Source organism: Micromonospora sp. RV43 (genome assembly GCF_001029515.1).
In the GTDB taxonomy this organism is placed as follows: Bacteria; Actinomycetota; Actinomycetes; order Mycobacteriales; family Micromonosporaceae; genus Micromonospora; species Micromonospora aurantiaca.
In genome coordinates this window covers 16,246-30,961 of sequence record NZ_LEKG01000084.1, presented here as the reverse complement: position 1 = coordinate 30,961, position 14,716 = coordinate 16,246, and the positions used below count along the sequence as shown (strand labels likewise).

At 72.1% G+C, this 14,716-nt stretch carries 13 protein-coding genes; 6 read left to right on the top strand and 7 right to left on the bottom strand.

The genetic code is table 11. From position 1 onward, the window contains the following. Positions 1 to 135, bottom strand: a 135-nt coding sequence (locus ABD52_RS41700) for a LysR family transcriptional regulator (protein ID WP_152748288.1), incomplete at its 3' end; no start/stop codon positions are given. A 526-nt stretch (positions 136 to 661) separates the two neighbouring features. On the opposite strand from ABD52_RS41700, the gene ABD52_RS20495 reads away from it, so the two are divergent. From ABD52_RS20495 to ABD52_RS20470, 6 genes are all read left to right on the top strand, one after another. Beyond that, the gene (locus ABD52_RS20495; protein ID WP_013286936.1) at positions 662 to 1,714 is read left to right on the top strand and encodes an extracellular solute-binding protein; all 1,053 of its coding nucleotides are present in this window, start codon (positions 662 to 664) and stop codon (positions 1,712 to 1,714) included. Positions 1,715 to 1,775: 61 nt separating this feature from the next. Continuing rightward, entirely contained in the window at positions 1,776 to 2,849 is a 1,074-nt protein-coding gene (locus ABD52_RS20490) for an ABC transporter ATP-binding protein (RefSeq protein ID WP_047892871.1), read from the top strand. Further along, the gene (locus ABD52_RS20485; protein ID WP_047892870.1) at positions 2,846 to 4,594 is read left to right on the top strand and encodes an iron ABC transporter permease; all 1,749 of its coding nucleotides are present in this window, start codon (positions 2,846 to 2,848) and stop codon (positions 4,592 to 4,594) included. Before ABD52_RS20490 ends, ABD52_RS20485 begins: the two co-directional genes overlap by 4 nt. Beyond that, complete coding sequence (locus ABD52_RS20480) at positions 4,582 to 5,403, top strand: creatininase family protein (protein WP_047892869.1); 822 nt, start codon at positions 4,582 to 4,584, stop codon at positions 5,401 to 5,403. Before ABD52_RS20485 ends, ABD52_RS20480 begins: the two co-directional genes overlap by 13 nt. 41 nt (positions 5,404 to 5,444) lie before the next feature. After that, on the top strand, positions 5,445 to 6,899 hold the full coding sequence (locus ABD52_RS20475) for an argininosuccinate lyase (protein WP_047892868.1): 1,455 nt from the start codon (positions 5,445 to 5,447) through the stop codon (positions 6,897 to 6,899). 95 nt (positions 6,900 to 6,994) lie between these two features. Next, on the top strand, positions 6,995 to 7,894 hold the full coding sequence (locus ABD52_RS20470) for an ROK family protein (protein ID WP_013286931.1): 900 nt from the start codon (positions 6,995 to 6,997) through the stop codon (positions 7,892 to 7,894). A gap of 121 nt (positions 7,895 to 8,015) precedes the next feature. On the opposite strand, the gene ABD52_RS20465 is transcribed toward ABD52_RS20470, so the two are convergent. Genes ABD52_RS20465 through ABD52_RS20440 form a run of 6 tightly spaced genes read right to left on the bottom strand, consistent with a single transcriptional unit; the run spans position 8,016 to position 14,694 of the window. Continuing rightward, complete coding sequence (locus ABD52_RS20465; protein WP_047892867.1) at positions 8,016 to 8,876, bottom strand: CoA ester lyase; 861 nt, start codon at positions 8,874 to 8,876, stop codon at positions 8,016 to 8,018. A gap of 12 nt (positions 8,877 to 8,888) precedes the next feature. After that, complete coding sequence (locus tag ABD52_RS20460; protein WP_013286902.1) at positions 8,889 to 10,352, bottom strand: dihydroorotase family protein; 1,464 nt, start codon at positions 10,350 to 10,352, stop codon at positions 8,889 to 8,891. 22 nt (positions 10,353 to 10,374) lie between these two features. After that, entirely contained in the window at positions 10,375 to 11,781 is a 1,407-nt protein-coding gene (locus tag ABD52_RS20455; protein ID WP_013476392.1) for an MmgE/PrpD family protein, read from the bottom strand. Beyond that, the gene (locus ABD52_RS20450; protein WP_013286900.1) at positions 11,774 to 12,613 is read right to left on the bottom strand and encodes a cyclase family protein; all 840 of its coding nucleotides are present in this window, start codon (positions 12,611 to 12,613) and stop codon (positions 11,774 to 11,776) included. The genes ABD52_RS20455 and ABD52_RS20450 overlap by 8 nt, the downstream gene beginning before the upstream one ends. 31 nt (positions 12,614 to 12,644) lie before the next feature. Continuing rightward, the gene (locus tag ABD52_RS20445; protein WP_013476394.1) at positions 12,645 to 13,844 is read right to left on the bottom strand and encodes a CaiB/BaiF CoA-transferase family protein; all 1,200 of its coding nucleotides are present in this window, start codon (positions 13,842 to 13,844) and stop codon (positions 12,645 to 12,647) included. Then, positions 13,837 to 14,694, bottom strand: a complete 858-nt coding sequence (locus tag ABD52_RS20440) for an IclR family transcriptional regulator (RefSeq protein ID WP_013286898.1) — start codon at positions 14,692 to 14,694, stop codon at positions 13,837 to 13,839. Before ABD52_RS20440 ends, ABD52_RS20445 begins: the two co-directional genes overlap by 8 nt. Between the last annotated feature and the right edge of the window lie 22 nt (positions 14,695 to 14,716).

Below are 14,716 nucleotides of genomic sequence, written 5' to 3'. Positions count from 1 at the left end.
ATCCCCGACCTCGTCCTCCAGCGCCTTCAGTCGCGCCGTGAGCGTCGGCTGTGTCAGGTACATCTCCTCCGCGGCCCGGCTCACGTTCCCGAGCCGCGACACCGCGAGAAAACACTCTAGCTGCCGAAACAGCAATCCCGCCCCTTTCAATCCCCCGCCGCCGGAGGCAAGCCCTGACCAACCGCAGCGGATATAGGTTTTATTTATAGAGACAATTCAAGCAAACAATTGGACTGATAGCAAGACCGCTGTTAACTTTGAGTCGTGGACGGAAGGTAGGTTTCGGAAGGTTCGGAAGTTTCGAAGGAGGAGCAGGATGACGCCGATACAGTACAGGGACCCGGAGACGGATGAGATCCTTGAGCGCACCTACGAGGAGAAGACGCCGGAGATCGGGCAGACCGTGACGCTGGACACGTTCGGAGAGTGTCAGGTGCTCTACCGGTGGGACACCCACCCCACCGTCACCGTCACCGTCGCGGCGACCGCGTCCGTATCCCGGACGACCGGTCGCGGCGCGATGCGGCGCGCCCCGGTCCGGGCGCGATCCGCGGACCTTCGACCCCGTCCCGGGGAACCGGCGAACCCGCCGGCGCCCCGGGTCGGGATCGCACACCGTCTTTCCCCGCTCCCGATAGTTCCCCCGCAAATGGAGGTACCAATGAAACGTCGTTTGGCCCTGGCCGTCGCGTTCAGCGCGCTGCTGGCCGTCAGCGCGTGCGGCAGCAGCGACGACGACAAGGACACCGGCTCCTCCGGCTCCGCGTCGGCCGAGAAGGTCGTCATCTACAGTGCCCGCGACAAGTCGGTCACCGACTACGTCGTCGAGCAGTTCACGACCAAGAACCCCGAGTACAAGGGCAAGGTCGAGGTGCTCAACATGGGCGCCCAGGAGGTGCTGGAGCGGGTCCGCGCCGAGAAGGCCAACCCGCAGGCGTCGGTCTGGTGGGGCGGCACCCAGCAGGGCCTCGCCGCCGGCGCGTCCGAGGGCCTGCTGGAGTCCTGGCAGCCGTCGTTCGCCTCGAAGATCGACGCGCGGTACAAGGACGCCGAGGGCCGCTGGTTCGGCGAGATCCTGCTGCCCGAGGTCATCATGTACAACAACAAGGCGCTGACCCCGGAGACCGCGCCGAAGGACTGGGACGACCTGGTCGACCCGAAGTGGAAAGACAAGATCATCATCCGGGACGTGGCCGCCTCCGGCACCATGCGCTCGATCTACGCCTCGATGATCCAGCGCTTCACGGCCGACGGGTCCAACCCGCAGCCCGGCTACGACTGGCTGCGCAAGCTCGACGCCAACACCGTCGAGTACGCGGCCAACCCCAGCGACCTCTACCTGAAGATGTCGCGTGAGCAGGGCGTGGTGAGCGCCTGGAACCTCCAGGACATCCTGCTCCAGGCCAACGAGAAGATGCCGTTCGGCTACGTCATGCCGGCCTCCGGCGCGCCGGTGCTCGTCGACGGCGTGGCCGCGGTCAAGGGCGGCAACAGCGAGGGCGCGAAGAAGTTCCTCGAGTTCCTGTTCGACGACTCGCTGCGGGCCAGCCTGGCCAAGGACTACTTCCAGATCCCCGCTGTCGACATCGCCGAGAAGCCCGAGTGGCTGACCAAGCTCGACCTCAAGCCGATGAACGTCGACTGGAACGTGATCGGCAAGAACGAGACCGCCTGGATCACCCACTGGAACGCCCAGATCAAGGGCAAGGGCTAAGACGCTCGGAACCGGGCCGTGCTCCGGCACGGCCCGGCTTCGTCCTGGAAGGACCCACGAAATGATCGATGTCCGACTGACGGCGGTCAGTAAGCGCTTCGCCAAGTCGAGCGACTCCGCGGCGGTCGATGACGTCACCGTCACCATCGGAGCCGGCGAGTTCTTCACGCTGCTCGGGCCGAGCGGCTGCGGCAAGACGACGACGCTGCGCATGGTGGCCGGCTTCTACTTCCCGACGTCCGGTCACATCCACTTCGGCGACGACGACGTCACCCACTGGACGCCGAACAAGCGGGACACCGGCATGGTGTTCCAGAACTACGCGCTGTTCCCGCACATGACGGTGGCGCAGAACGTGGCGTACGGGCTCAAGGTCCGCCGGGTCTCCCGCGCCGAGCAGGCCCGCCGGGTCACCGAGGCGCTCGAACAGGTGCACCTCGCCGGCTACGGCGACCGGCGCATCGACGCGCTCTCCGGCGGCCAGCAGCAGCGCGTCGCGCTGGCGCGGGCACTGGTGATCCGTCCCCGCACCATGCTGCTCGACGAACCGCTGTCGAACCTCGACGCGAAGCTGCGCGAGGAGACCCGTGCCGAGATCCGGCGCATCCAGCGGGAGAGCGGCACCACCTCGATCTACGTCACACACGACCAGGCCGAGGCGATGGCGATGTCGGACCGGATCGCCGTCATGGAGTCCGGCCGGGTCCAGCAGGTCGGCACCCCGCACGAGGTCTACTACCAGCCCGCGAACGCGTTCGTGGCCCGGTTCATCGGACGCAGCAACGTGCTGAGCCTGCCGGTGACCGGCGGGGCGGAGCAGCGCGTCCAGGTACGCCTGCCCGGCGGCGCCACGATCGAGGTAGGCGCTCCCGCCGGACACGGGCTCACCGAGGGCGACACCGCACTGGTCTCCGCCCGCCCCGAGCACATCGCGCTCGGCGGCGACGACGACACCGCGGCCATGCGCGGCCGGGTCAGCCACGTCGAGTTCACAGGCATGGCCACCCACGTCACAGTCGACGTCGACGGTGACGAGGTGATGGCCGCCCTGGTTGACGCGCCCGCCGGCATCGGGCTCGGCGACGTCGTGGGCCTGCGGCTCGCACCCGAGCGGCTCTGGGTGGTCAAGCCGTGACCGCTGCGACCCCGACCGCCCCCGGCTGGGCGGCGGCCCTCGGCCGGCGCCTGGCCGGCGGGGCGAACTCCCGATGGTTCCCCTACCTGCTGGTGCTGCCGCTGGTCCTGGTGCTGTGGGGCTTCGTCGTCCAGCCGATGTTCGCCACCTTCCGGGAGAGCGTCAGCGCCAACGGCACCGACAACTACCTCCAGTTCCTCTCCTCCTCCGGGGTGGCCCGCGAGTCGCTGTTCACCTCGCTGTTCATCTCGGCCGCGAGCGTGCTGCTCTGCGGCGTCGTCGGCGTGGCGATGGCGTTCCTGCTCAAGCGGTTCCACTTCCGCGGCCGGCGGCTCATCGAGGCGTTCATCCTGGTGCCGGCGGCCCTGCCGCCGCTGATCGGCGCCGTGTCCTTCCAGCTGCTCTACAGCAACATCGGCATCGTGCCGCGCGGCCTTCAGGCGCTGCTCGGCACCGAGAAGCCGGTCCTGGCCTTCGACGGGATCGCCGGTGTGCTGGTGGTGCACACGTTCACCATGTACCCGTTCTTCTTCCTGGCCGCCTCCGCGGCGCTGGCCGGGATGGACCCGTCGGTCGAGGAGGCGGCGTACAACCTCGGCGCGGGCCGGGTACGCGTGTGGCGCACCGTCCTGCTGCCGATGCTCACCCCGGCGCTGATCTCGGCGTCGCTGCTGGTCTTCATGACGTCGCTGGCGTCCTACACCGCGCCACTGCTGTTCAACGTCAGTCAGACCATGACGATGCAGATCTACATCAACCGCACCAACGGCGACCTGCCGATGGCCTCGGCGTACGCCTCAGTGCTCGGCATCGTCTCGATCATCTTCCTGCTGGGCATGCGCTGGTACGAGGGGCGGCGCAACTACCAGTCGCAGTCCAAGGGCGTCTCGGCGGTCCGGCGGGAGATCACCAACCCGATCGGCCGCTGGCTCGCGCCGCTCGCCTCGGTGCTGGCCACGCTGGTCCTGCTCGCCCCGGTCGGCGCGATCGCGCTCGTCGCGTTCTCCGAGGACCGGTCCTGGACCACCGAGGTGCTGCCGCCGACGTACACGTTCGAGAACTTCGTCACCATCTTCACCGACCCCAAGGCGTTCCAGCCGATCCTCAACTCGGTGCAGATGAGCCTCATCGCGGTCGTGGGCTGCGTGGTGATCGGCGTGCTGATCGCGTACGCGGTGCGGCGGCTGAAGTTCGTCGGGCGCGGCCTGCTCGACGTGGCCGTGATGATCGCCTGGGCACTGCCCGGCACGGTCGTGGCGATCAACCTGATCTCGGCGTTCAGCACCGGCAACGCGTTCAGCTTCGGGCAGGTGCTGGTCGGCACGTTCTGGATCCTGCCGCTGGCCTACTTCGTGCGGTTCCTGCCGATCGTGTTCCGGTCCAGCTCCGCGACGCTGGCCCTGATCGACGCGTCGCTGGAGGACGCCGCGCGTAACCTGGGCGCCTCCTGGCTGCGCGCGTTCTACACGATCACCGTGCGGCTGATGCTGCCCGGCGTGCTGGCCGGCGCGCTGCTGGCGTTCGTGCACGGCGTCGGCGAGTTCGTCGCCTCGGTGCTCATCTACACCTCGTCGACGGTCCCGATCTCGGTCGCCATCAACAACCGCATGTACAGCTTCGAGCTGGGCACCGCGGCCGCCTACGGCATGCTCCAGGTGCTGCTCATCTTCGTGGTGATGTGGTTCTCCGGACGGCTGGAGAGCAGCCGCACCGCGACCCGGAGGGCCGAGCAGTGGACGAACTGATCGAGCGGTGGCGGACCGGGGGAGGGCTGCTGCCGGTCACCCGGGTACCCGGGCACGCGTTCGCCGCCGTGACCGAGGCGGCCGACCTGGCGGTGCTGCCGGTCGGCGCGGTCGAGTGGCACGGTCCGCACCTGCCGATCGGTACCGACCTGATCCTGGCCGAGGGCTTCGCCGGGGAACTGGCCACCGGGTCCACCCGGGCGGTGCTGTTCCCGGCCACGCCGTACGCCGCCTGCCCGGGCCAGACCCGGCCGTGGCCGGGCACTGTGGCGCTGCGGCCGGAGATCGCCGTCGGCTACCTCGCCGACGTGCTCGCCGGCATCGTCGAGGCGGGCTTCACCCGGGTGCTCGTGGTCAACGGGCACGACGCCAACATGTCCACCGTCCGCGCGGCGATGGAGTGGGTGTCCGGCCGGCAGCGGGCCAGCATGATGCTGGTGAACTGGTTCCAGCTGGTCGGCCCGGACGAGACCACCGAGATGTTCGGCGACCTGCCCGCCCGGGGGCACGGCGGCGCGTACGAGAGTTCCGCCGTGCTCGGCTTCGACCCGGCCGCGGTACGCCTGGACGCGGCGCCGGACCTGCCACCCAAGCCGAAGCTGCCCACCCCGTACCCGTACGTGCTGGTGGAGTCGCGCCCCGACCCCTGGCAGGGCTGGTCGGGCCACGTCTCGCTGGCAGGCGAGGAGGCCGGCGGCCGGATCCGCGCCACCGTCGGCACCCGCCTGCGCGAGCTGGTCGGGGCGTGGCTCGCCGCGCCGCTGCCGGGACCGCCCGGCGCCGACCGGCCGGACCAGCCGGCCGGATGACAGTTACGCCCCAGGACCACGCACCACCTCGGGAGGCCTCCATGAGCCCGTCACTGACCGTCTACCAACAGCATCACCTCCGCGTCGTGTTCGACCACCACGTCGCCCACCTCTACCCGGCGATGGTCACGGCCAGCAAGGCCCACGTCGTCATGCTCGCCGAGCAGGGGCTGATCTCCGACGACGCCGCCGCGACGATGCTGCGCGGCCTGGTCGCCCTCGCCGGGGACCGGCCGGAGGAACTGGAGTACGACGGCAGCGTCGAGGACGTCTACTACACGCTGGAGAAGCGCCTCGCCGCCGCGGCCGGCATCGAGGTGTCGCAGCTGAGCGTGCAGCTCGCGCGCAGCCGCAACGACCTCGACGCCGGCGTCTTCCGGATGGTGCTGCGCGACCAGCTGCTCCAGGTGCTCGACGCGCTGCTGGCGACCGGCCGTACGGTGCTGGACCGCGCGGACCGGCACGCCGACGTGGTGATCACCGGCTACACGCACCGCCGCCCGGCCCAGCCGACCAGCATCGGGCACGTCTTCGCCGGCTACGCCGAGGCGCTCGCCGGCGAGGCCGCCGCGTACGCCGACCTGCTGGACGAGATGAACCGCTCGCCGCTGGGCTCCTGCGCCTTCGCCGGCACCGACCTGGACATCTCGCCCCGCCGCCTGGCCGACCTGCTCGGCTTCGACCAGCTCATCGTCAACTCGTACGAGGCGGTGGCCGGCGCCGACCACCTGGTCCGGGTCGCCACGCTCAACGCGCAGGCGCTCGCCACCGGCGCCCGGCTCGCCCGCACCCTGATGGACTGGCTGAGCTGGGGCTGGGTGGTCACGCCCGGCGAGTTCACCCAGGGCAGCAGCATCATGCCGCAGAAGCGCAACCCGGTGGTGCTGGAACACCTCGTCTCGATGGCCGGCGCCGCCGCTGCCGACGCGGCGAGCGTGCTCAACAACGTCGGCGCCGCCTGGTGGGAGGACTCGAACAACGCCACCACCGACGTGCAGTCCCGGCTCTGGGACGGCGACGACCGGGCGTACCGGTTCTTCTCGCTGCTCGGTGGCCTGATCGAGAAGCTGGACCCGCAGCGCCCGCCGTCCGGCGAGGAGATCGTCGCCTCCGGCGCCACCACCACCGCGGCAGCCGACGCGCTGGCCCGCCACGGCGTGCCGTTCCGCGGCGCCCACTCGCTGCTCGGCCGGCTGGTCCGCGGCGGCGCCCCGGCGAACTGGACCGAGGATCTGGTCCGGTCCACCGCCGCCGACCTCGGTCTGGCGCTCGGCGACGCCGCGGTACGGGACCTGCTGGCCGCCGCGGTCCGCCCGGAACTCGTGCTGCGCCGCGCCCAGGCCGACGGTCCCGGCGAGGCGGCCGTCCGGGACCAGGTCGGACGACTGTCTACAATGCTCGACGCGGTGCAGGAGCGGGCGCAGGCGTTGCGCGAGCGGCTGACCCGTGCCGACGCGGCTCTCGCCGAGGCGGTCGCGGCGAGGGTAGGCCTGTGACGGGGCGGCAGCCGCAGCTGGCCGTGGTCGCGGACGTCGTGTCGCGGCGACCACGTGATCTGGACCGACGGCCCGAAGGGCGATCTGACATCACCATGGAACGACCGGCAAATCCGCGCCTGCTCGGCATCGACTTCGGCGGCACCAAGATGGCGATCGGCGTGGGCGACACCGACGGCCGGCTGCTCGTCTCCGAGCGCCTGCCCACGATCGCCGAGCGGGGCGCGCAGCAGGCCCTCACCCGGGCGCTGGACCGGGCGTGCGAACTCGCCGAGCAGACCGGCGGCACGATCGTCGCGGCCGGCATCGCCTCGCCCGGCGTCGTCCACGACGACGGCATCGAACTGGCGCCGAACGTCCCCGGCTGGGAGCAGTTGCGGCTGGGCGAGGCGGTCCGCGCCCACCTGAACCTCGCGCACGTGCGGGTGACGAACGACCTGAAGGCCGCCGCCTACGCCGAGCTGCGGCTCGGGGCCCTGCGCGACGCCGATCCGGGGCTCGTCGTCGGGCTCGGGACCGGGGTGGCCGCCGCGGTGACGGTCAACGGCGAGGTGCTGCCGGGCCGCCACGGCGCGGCCGGCGAGATCGCCTACGGACTGACCGACCTCAGCTGGCCGCCCCGCCTGGAACCGATGCTGGAGGCGACGTTCTCCGGCCGGGCCCTGGACGAGCTGGCGCAGCGCCTCGGCGTGGACGGCCGGGCGGCCGGCCTGTGCGCGGCGGCGGAGCAGCCCGGCCCGGTACGGGAGCAGCTCCGCCTGCGCGTCGACGAACTGGCCCGCCAGCTGGTCACGTGCTGCCTGCTGCTCGACCCGCAGCGGATCGTGCTGGTCGGCAGCGTCGCCGGCAACGACCTGGTGCGGGAGCTGCTGACCGAGCGGCTCACCCACACGCTGCCGTACCCGCCGGAGATCGTGCTGTCGGACTTCGCGCAGGACGCCGCGCTGCTCGGCGCGCTCGTCATGGCTACCGAGGCCCAGCCCGCGGTGGTCTGAGCGCAACCGCGGTGCGACGCCGGGCGGGGCGCGGAGGGCGCCCCGCCCGGCGTGACCCGTACGACGGGGCCGGGGACCGGCGGCGTCGCACCCGCCCACGGTCCCCGGCCCCGTTGCGCGGTCAGCCGGCGGACGCCTCGGCGCGGCGTACCACCTCGGCGGCGGCCCGTACCACCGCCCGGTCCAGCAGCCGCCCGCCGGCGTCGGTGGCCACCCCGGAGCCGCCGCGTTCGGCCCGCTCCAGCGCCTCCAGCACGGCCCGCGCCGAGGCCACCTCGGCCTCGGTGGGGGTGAACACCTCGTTGACCGTCGCGATCTGCCCGGGGTGGATGGCGCTGCGCGCCCGGAAGCCCTGCCGCAGCAGCGCCCGGGTGGTCTGCTCCAGCCGCTCCGGGTCGCGCAGCGTCGTCTCCACCGGTCCCACCGGCGGGGTGATGCCGGCCGCTGCCGACGCGACCACGACCTGGGAGCGGATCGGCGCGAACTCCGCCCGCTCCGGCCCGGGCTGCAACCCCAGCTCACCGGCGAGGTCCGCCTCGCCGAGGCCGAGCCGCAGCACCCGTGGCGCTTCGGCCGCCCGCGGCGCGGTGAGCACGCCCCGGGCGGTCTCGATCAGCGCCACCACCCGGAACGCCGGGGCGTCCGGGCCGAGCCGCCGCTGCACCCGGGTCAGCGCCGCGTCGACCTCGGCGAGCAGGTCCGGCTCGGCCTTCGGCACCCACACCCCGGCCGCGGCGGGGGAGAGCACCTCGACGTCCGCCTCGACCTGGTCGCTGTTGATCCGCACCCACAGCTCGGGGCCGGCCGGCGCGGCGGCGCCCAGGTACCCGGCGACCGTCTCCCGGGCCTGCGCCTTGCGGGCCGGCGTGACCGCGTCCTCCAGGTCGAGCACGAGCGCGTCCGCGCCGCGCCCGGCCGCCTTGTCCAGCAGGTCCGCCCGGTCGCCCGGCACGTACAGGTAACTGCGCGCCACCGCCGCCATCAGTCGTTCCCCTTACCGCTGCGGGCGGGCGAGGTAACGGCCGGCCGGCTCGCCGGTCACCTTGCCGTCGACGAGCACGTGCTGCCCGCGGACGAAGGTGTCGGTGACCCGTGCGGTCAGCTCGAAGCCCTCGAACGGCGTGTACTCCTGCGTCGACTCGGAGTCCTCGGCGTGCACCGTCCAGGTCGAGTCCGGGTCGACCAGGCAGATGTCGGCGTCGTACCCCTGCAGCAGCGCGCCCTTGTTGCGCAGGCCGAAGCGCTGGGCCGGGTTCCACGAGGTCAGCTCCGCCACCCGCTGGTACGACAGGCCACGCCGGTTGCCCTCGGTGACCAGGCCGGGCAGCAGGTACTCGGCGCCGCCGAAGCCGGACTTGGCGACGAAGATGTCGTCGCGCGGCTCACCGAACTTGACCTCGTCCTTGCAGCAGGCGTGGTCGCTGACCACCCAGTCGATCTTGCCGTCCAGGACGTACCCCCAGAGCGCCTCGACGTCGGCGCGCGGGCGCAGCGGCGGGTTGACCTTGCCGCCCAGGCCGTGCGCGGTGTCGATGTCGGCGACCAGGTGGCCGATGGTCACCTCGCGGCGGAAGTCGATGTGCGGGAACGCCCGCGCCATCCGCAGCGCCGCGTCGACAGCCTTCTCCGAGGTCAGGTGCAGCAGGTTGATCTTCGGCAGACCGGTCTCGTGCGCCAGGTACGACGCGATCGACACGGCCAGTCCCTCGGAGTGCGGCGGCCGCGAGGCGTGGTACGCCTCCAGCCCGCGCAGCGTGCCGTCCTGCTCGACCTGCTTGGTGTACGCGCTCATGATCTCGGCGGTCTCGCAGTGCAGCGACAGCGAGATCTCGTCGGCCAGCTCGGGGAAACGCTCCCGGGCCGCCTGGACGCCCCGCATCACGAACTCGAAGTGGGCGTAGTCGTACCGCTCGCCCTCCGGGATCATCAGGAACGAGTTCTGGTCGGCGGACCGGCCGTGCAGGCCGTGGCTGCCGTAGAACATGAAGATCTTGAACGAGGTGACGCCGTGCTCCTCGACCAGGGACGGCACCTCGCCGATGTGCTCCCGCGACATCGGCGCCAGGTGGAAGCCGTAGTCGATGTAGGAGCGGCCCTCGGTCGCGGACAGCACCTCGGGGAAGAAGTCGGCGTACCGGCCGCCCCGGTTGAGGTAGTACTGCCCGGTGCGCATGTAGTTCAGCGCCGTGGTGACGCCGCCCTGCACCGAGGCGCGGCTCTCCGAGACGGCGTCCTCGCTCAGCGGGTTGTAGATGCCCCAGTGCTGGTGCGCGTCCACCACGCCGGGGAAGGCGAGCCGGCCGCCGCCGTCGACGACCTGGGCGGCCTCCGCCCGGTCGATCTGCGGGGCGACGCGGCTGATCCGTCCGTCGGTGACGCCGATGTCCATCAGCTCGGGTTCGGGCCGGTCGTGCCGGACCACGCGGACGTTCGTCAGCAGCAGGTCGTAGGTGCTCATGGTGTTGCTCCTCGTGCTCGGTTCAGCGGCGGTTGATCAGGCCCATCAGGCCGTGGACGTCGGGGGCCCGGTCCAGCCGGTGGACCTCCTCGGTGATGCGGTCGGCGGTCGCCTCCGGCAGGGCGGCGGCGTTGGTGCGGAACTTGACCGCCAGTTCGGCGTCGCTGAGCGGACGCTGCGGCCCGCCCCGGTTGGCGAGCACCTCCTGCACCCACTCCCGCCCGTCGCGGGTGACCACCCGCAGCACGGCCGGGAACTGGTGCGGGAAGATCGCGTCGCACCGCTCGTCGCCCACCACGTCGACCAGCGCCATCAGCGCCCGCCGCTGCGGGTCGTGCGCCAGGGCGTCGGTGAAGTCGGCGAGGTCCACGCCGAGACCGCCGCCGCCGATCAGGCCGGCGACCACCGCGTACGGGCCGCTGAACTGCGCCTCGTAGCCGGTCTGCGGCGCCCGCTTGCGCTCGATGGGCTGGCCGATGGTGCGCACCGTCGGCGTCGGCACGCCGAGCGTGATCGACTCGATCTCGTCCAGCGGCAACCCGCGCTCGCGCAACGCGATCGCCGCGTCGATGGCGGCGTGGGTGAAGTGGTTCGCCGGATACGGCTTGAAGAAGATGCCCGGCACCGCCCAGTCGGTGCCGAGCCCGCGGACGATCTCGTCGCCGTCGAACTCGCCGCGCAGGAACGCCTGGAAGAAGCCGAAGCGTCCCTCCAGCACCGTCGGCGGGCCGGTCACGCCGTGCCGGGCCAGCTGCGCGGCGCTCACCGCCGCGTGCGCCGCCCAGCCGCAGTGGATCCGCTTGACGGTGCCGCCGTTGCGGTTGGACTCGATCAGACCGGCGGCCATCGAGGCGGACACGCCGAGCGCGTCGAGCGCGCCGTCGGCGTCCAGCTTCAGCAGCCGGGCCGCCGCCACCGCGCCGCCGAGCGTGCCGCAGATCGAGGTGGCGTGCTGCCCGTGCTCGAAGAAGACGGAGTTGCCGGCGGCCGGGTCGTAACCGGCCATGCCGAGCCGGACGCACACCTCCAGGCCGACGGCGATGGCCGCGACCGTCTCCCGCCCGGACGCCCCGGACGCCTCGGCGGCGGCCAGCGCGGCCGGCACCACCGACGCGCTCGGGTGCAGCACCGACGGCAGGTGCGTGTCGTCGTAGTCGAGCGAGTGCGCCAGCACGCCGTTGGCGAACGCGGCCAGCGCGGCCGGCGCCTTCTCGTCCAGGCCGACGACAGTGGCCTGGCCACGGCCGCCCTGCTCCTCGACGTAGGCGAGGGCCGCCTGGCTGGTCGGCAGCGGCCGGGCCGCCACGCAGAGGCCGAGCACGTCCAGGACACGGGCCCGGACGCTCGCGACGACCTCGTCGGGCAGCGTCTCGGCGGCGGTGTCGGCGGCGAAGGTGGCCAGGTGGCGGCCCAGGGTCGGCTCAGCCACGGCTGATCACCGCCAGCGGGCGCACCGGGGAGCCGGTGGCGCCGTACAGCGGCAGCGGCGCCATGACGAATGTGAACTCGTGCACCTCGTCGCGGGCCAGCTCCTCCAGCGCCATCGTCTCGATCAGGTACACGCCGTGCTCGACCAGCAGGATCCGGTGGGCCGGCAGCGAGCTGTGGCCCTTGCCCGGCGGCAGGCACTCGAAGGCGATGGTGTCCGCGCCGGCGGCGTGCACCTGCCGCTGCGCCAGCCACGTCGCGCCGTCCGCGCCGACCCCCGGCACGCCGGAGTCCTTGCCGACGTACACGCCGCGGTCCTCGTGGTCGAACAGCCGGCCCCACCCGCTGCGGATGAGCACGACGTCACCCGGGCCCACCGGCGTGCCCTGCCGGGACACCGTGGCGTCCAGGTCGGCGGGGGTGATCTCGTAGCCGGGCTCGCAGGCCTCCACGCCCAGCGCGGCGGGCACGTCCAGCAGCACGCCCCGGCGGACCATCGGCGCGACGGTGTGCACGCCCAGCTCGTCGAACCGGCCGCCGACCTGCGCGTCGGCGGCGTCGGCGCCGCCGTGCAGCCGGCCGTCCTGGGAGACGTGCGCGAGCGCGTCGACGTGCGTGCCGACGTGCGTGCCCATCACCAGCAGGTCGTTGGCGGCGGAGCCGCCGTCGGCGCGCACCATGTCGCCGTGGCGGCGCGGCAGGGTGAGCCCGAACGCCGGGTGGTTCGGTGACTGCGGCATGCCGACGGTCAGCCGCCGGCCCAGGTCGTAGATCGTGACACCGGCCTGCACGGCGTCGAGCAGGCGGTCGGCGGTTCTGGCTGTGGTGCCCACGGGGTTCCTCGCGTTTCGGCTGTCGGCGTCGTCAGGCGACGACGCCACGGGCTTTCAGGTCGGCGATCTCGGCCGGGTCGCAGCCGAGTTCCTCGACGAGCAGGGCGTCGGTGTCGGCGCCGGGGGAGCGTCCGGTGAACCGGATCCGGCCCGGCGTCTCCGACATCCGCCACATGACGTTGTGCATCCGCATCGGGCCGAGGTCGGGATCGTCGACCGTGGTGATCATCTCGGTGGCACGGACGTGCGGGTCCTCGACGATGTCCTTGGCGCTGTAGACCGGGGCGACAGCGGCACCGGCCTCGGCGAACGCCGCGGCCACCTCGTCGCGGGTCCGCTCGGCGATCCACGACCCCACGTACTCGTCGAGCAGGTCCGCGTGCGCCACCCGCCCGACGCCGGTACGGAACCACGGCTCGTCGATCACCTCGGGGTGGCCCACCAGCCGCAGCACCCGCTCGGCGATGGCCTGGGCGCTGGTGGAGATGGCCACCCACGACCCGTCCTTGGTCTGGTACGTGTTGCGCGGCGCGTTGTTCGTCGAGCGGTTGCCCTGCCGCTGCTCCACCACGCCGAGCTGGTCGTAGACGGTGGGGCCGGGACCGACAGCGGTCATGATCGGCTCCAGCAGGCTCATGTCGACGACCTGGCCCCGGCCGCCGGAGCGCTCCCGGTGCCACAGCGCCATCATCACCGCCGACGAGGTGGCGATGCCGCAGATGCTGTCGGCCAGCCCGAACGCGGGCAGCGTGGGCGGGCCGTCCGCGGTGCCGGTCAGGTGGGCGAACCCGCTCATCGCCTCGGCCAGCGTGCCGAACCCGGCGCGGGAGGCGTACGGGCCGGACTGCCCGAAGCCGGTGATCCGGGCGATCACCAGACCGGGGTTGACCCGGTGCAGCTCCTCCGGGCCGACACCCCAGCGCTCCAGCGTGCCCGGCCGGAAGTTCTCCACCAGCACGTCGGCCCGCTCGGCCAGCCGCAGCAGCAGCGCCGCGCCCTCCGGCGCGGACAGGTTCAGCCCGACCAGCCGCTTGTTGCGGGAGATCTCCTTCCACCACAGGGGATGGCCGTCCTTGGCCTTGCCGTGGCCGCGCATGCTGTCACCCATGGTCGGGTGCTCGATCTTGATCACGTCGGCGCCGTAGTCGCCGAGGATCTGACAGCACAGCGGCCCGGCGAGGATCGTCGAGACGTCAAGCACCCGCAGGCCCGTCAGCGGTCCGTCACTCACCTGTTCCACCTCCCCAGTTCTGTTCCTGACCCGTCCGCCCGGCGACACGCTGCGCCGGCGGCCGGAAACCCAGTTCGGCGGAGATCTCCGCCGCCGCCGCGGCGACCAGCGCCCCGTGCGCGGCGCACACCTCCGGGGTGAACCGGTTCTGCGGCCCGCACAGCGAGATCGAGCCGAACACCTGCCCGGTCGCGTAGCGCACCGCCGCGGCCACACTTCCCGCGCCGTTCTGCCGCTCGCCCATGCTCACCGCGTACCCCTGACGCCGGATCCGGGCCAGGTCGGCCCGCAGCTTGGCGGTGGAGGTGATGGTGGCCGGGGTGACCGCGTCCAGCGGGTGGTGGCCGAGGTAGTCGTCGACCTCCGCGTCCGGCAGCGCCGCCAGGATCGCCTTCGACGACGACCCGGAGTGCAGCGCGTGGCTGGTGCCCAGGGAAACCGACATCCGGACCTCGTGCGGCGACAGCACCTGGTCGATGTAGACGCGTGACCAGCCCTGCCGCACCGACAGCGTGGCGGTCTCGCCGGTGTCGCGCACCAGCCGGACCAGGTAGCGGCGCGCGATGTCCGGCACGTCCAGCGCGCGCAGCGCGGCCAGGCCCACCGCGAGCGCGCCGGTGCCGAGCCGGTACCGCTTGGTCTCCTCGTTGAAGGTGAGGAAGTTGTCGGCCACCAGCTCCTTGAGGATGCGGTGCGCGACCGCCTTCGGCAGACCCAGTTCCCGCGCGATCGTCGACACGCCGAGGGTCTCCGGTGCCCGTTCGGCGATGATGTTGACGATGTCGAGGGCGCGGCCCAGACCGGAGCGGGTCCGGCCGGCGGTGCTCTCGACGACCGCTGTCGTGATCATCTCTGTTCCTCCACTGTCGACG

What these genes read in the sequence shown, in the direction of transcription:
- ABD52_RS20465 (WP_047892867.1), bottom strand. Translation starts at nt 8,876, where the DNA reads ATGGCGGCGGTGGCGCGCAGTTACCTGTACGTGCCGGGCGACCGGGCG.
- ABD52_RS20495 (WP_013286936.1), top strand. Translation starts at nt 662, where the DNA reads ATGAAACGTCGTTTGGCCCTGGCCGTCGCGTTCAGCGCGCTGCTGGCC.
- ABD52_RS20440 (WP_013286898.1), bottom strand. Translation starts at nt 14,694, where the DNA reads ATGATCACGACAGCGGTCGTCGAGAGCACCGCCGGCCGGACCCGCTCC.
- ABD52_RS20470 (WP_013286931.1), top strand. Translation starts at nt 6,995, where the DNA reads ATGGAACGACCGGCAAATCCGCGCCTGCTCGGCATCGACTTCGGCGGC.
- ABD52_RS20490 (WP_047892871.1), top strand. Translation starts at nt 1,776, where the DNA reads ATGATCGATGTCCGACTGACGGCGGTCAGTAAGCGCTTCGCCAAGTCG.
- ABD52_RS20475 (WP_047892868.1), top strand. Translation starts at nt 5,445, where the DNA reads ATGAGCCCGTCACTGACCGTCTACCAACAGCATCACCTCCGCGTCGTG.
- ABD52_RS20460 (WP_013286902.1), bottom strand. Translation starts at nt 10,352, where the DNA reads ATGAGCACCTACGACCTGCTGCTGACGAACGTCCGCGTGGTCCGGCAC.